This window comes from Methylobacterium sp. J-068 (genome assembly GCF_022829445.1).
GTDB lineage: Bacteria > Pseudomonadota > Alphaproteobacteria > Rhizobiales > Beijerinckiaceae > Methylobacterium.
Window position 1 is genome coordinate 1 of record NZ_JAKSXY010000002.1, and the last position, 2,349, is coordinate 2,349.

Here is a 2,349-nt window from a genome sequence, read left to right on the forward strand (position 1 = left end):
ACCGGACCGCCTCGCGCGGCCCGCTGCGGCCGTTCGGCTGCGCGACACGAGAGACCGCCCATGGCCGGCCTGCCGCAGTTCCTGATCTCGACCCAGACGGACCCCTATTGGGAGATCCCGTTCTTCGACGCGGCCGGCAATCCGCTCTCGGTGGAGGGACGCATCTTCGAGGCCTGGATCGCGCCCGCGACATCCAAGACCGGCGTGGGCGAGCCCGTGGCGCCGCTCAAGGTGCTGACGTTCCAGGACGGTCTCTCGCTCGTTCCGCCCACCGACGGCAGCGGCGACCAGACCGTCAAGAACACCTTCGTGCATCGCGTGTCCCGGGCCTTCGCGCAGGCGAACTTCCCGCGCGGTGAGCTTACCGCCGATCTGCTAGAGGTGGTGGACGGCGCACGGCGCCTGCTCGTACCGGTGCGCCTGCGCTACGACGACCCGGCCGCCATCCGCGACTTCGTCGCGGATCGGGCTGGCGTCACCTTCGGTCAGGGTCGCCAGCCGATCATCACCCCCGTCGCCGTAGCGGGGCAGGCCGGCGCGCGCGGCACGGGCTTTCTGACCGGATCGCTGGCGCCGCAGCCGTTCGACGGCGAGAATGGCGACTACTGGATCGTCGAGCGCGACGGGCAGGCCAACCTCCTCTACGGTCCGAAGGATGCGGGCGAGTGGCCGTCCCAGCCCTCCTCGACGCTTGGGGTCGGCGGCGTCGCCGACGTCCCGGGGTTGCCGGGCGCCCTTGCGGGCAAGGTGAGCAGCGACGGCAAGGCCACGCCGACCTTTGCCGGCGATACGCTGAACGGAGGGGCGGGCGAGGTCCCGGCGCGGCGGTGGACGCGTGCTGGCGCCCAGGTCTGGGCCGAGCAGCTGCTTCCGGACACGAACGGCAAGACACTGGACAGCTTCGCCGCCGATGGCACGTATCTCGGCTATGCTTACCGGATGCAGCCCGCCAGCGGGGGCAAGGGACGTGGTGCGCCCGTCGTGCGGATGGGGGCCTGCAACTTTTTCCAGCCGCGTGCCGTGAGCCATGCCGACACGAACGTCCTCGGCAACATCACCAACCACGACACGGCCAATCAGCCGCCATTCACCACCATCACCAACGGCCTGGTCACCACGCCGGGTAGCAACACGGTCCAGGTGGTGATCGGGGGCCACGGCCTCTCGTCCGGCCTGTCGCAGTGGTTGCGCCTGAAGTTCGAAGGCGGTCAGGCCACGTTCGGAGGCCTGACCATAAAAGATGGGCCGTACAGGATCGTCGGCTATCCAAACCTCGACAGCGTCTTTATCGAGGTGCCGGGTCCGAACGCCACCGCCAATGTTGCCGGCGGCGGAAAGGTCGTTCTCACGCTCGCGATCAACGTCCAGGGCGAAACCAATCGGGTCGTCATCCGAGACGGCAATCGTGGCTTCCCCGTGGGGCGCACGGACTTTGTGGGCTTCGCATTCACCGACCTCGAGGAAGCGGGGGTATCGGCCGAGGGGCGCTGGTACGTCGTCCAAAGTTCGCCCTCGGCCTCCCGCACGGGCGGCAATACGAACATGGGGGAGCACAACCCGGTCAACCGCTACATCGACAACGGCTTCGGGCGATCGCTCGACATCCTTCAGCGGCAGATGATGGGGTTCCTTTGGGCGCCCGAGACCACCGACGTGGTGTCCGATGGCGCCGGCAAGGGGTTCGGTGCGCACTCGTTCGCGCCGAACTCGGTGCTCAAGTCGCCCAACAAGTCCGACATCACGGGCTATTACCTGGGCTGGTATCAAGGACATCACATCGGCCCCGGCGCCCTCGTGGGCCAGGGACGCGATCCCTACACCGGCCATGGTGGCGTCGGTGACGTGACCCATGGCGATTACACCGAAGCGAACTTCGTCGCGACCACCGCCGGCAGCGCGGTGGTGCAGGTGGATCTGCGCTTCCCGGCTCAGTTCGTGGTCGGGGACGAGTTCATCTTCGCGCGTCCCGTTTCCGTGGGCGACCTGATCCTTCGTGGCCCCTACACCGTCGCCGCAAAGAGCAGTGACACCAGCCTGACGTTTAACGCCGCGGCCAATGCGTCCGCGACGGTCCCGTCCGGGAACTTCGCGGGCTATGGCCGGATCATCAGCTTCAAGAAGGACCGGCCCCGCGCGATCCAGCACGCTTACGGCGGCTATGTCGAAGGCCTCAACTACACGAAGGCGTACTTCGAGAGCGGCCGGGCAATGATGCTTGCCACCGGCATGGTGTTTACGTGGCTGCACACGGATGGCACCGTCAGCAACCTGACCACCAACGATGAAGGCGACCTGACCTTCGTCGACAAGAACGGCAACGCGCACAATGTCGGGGCGGTGGGGCCGTAC

General features: G+C 67.2%; 1 protein-coding gene. It reads left to right on the top strand.

The annotated features are described in order from the left end of the window. Positions 1-60 precede the first annotated feature (60 nt). Positions 61-2,349, top strand: a 2,289-nt coding sequence (locus MKK54_RS00010) for a hypothetical protein (protein ID WP_244008478.1), incomplete at its 3' end; no start/stop codon positions are given.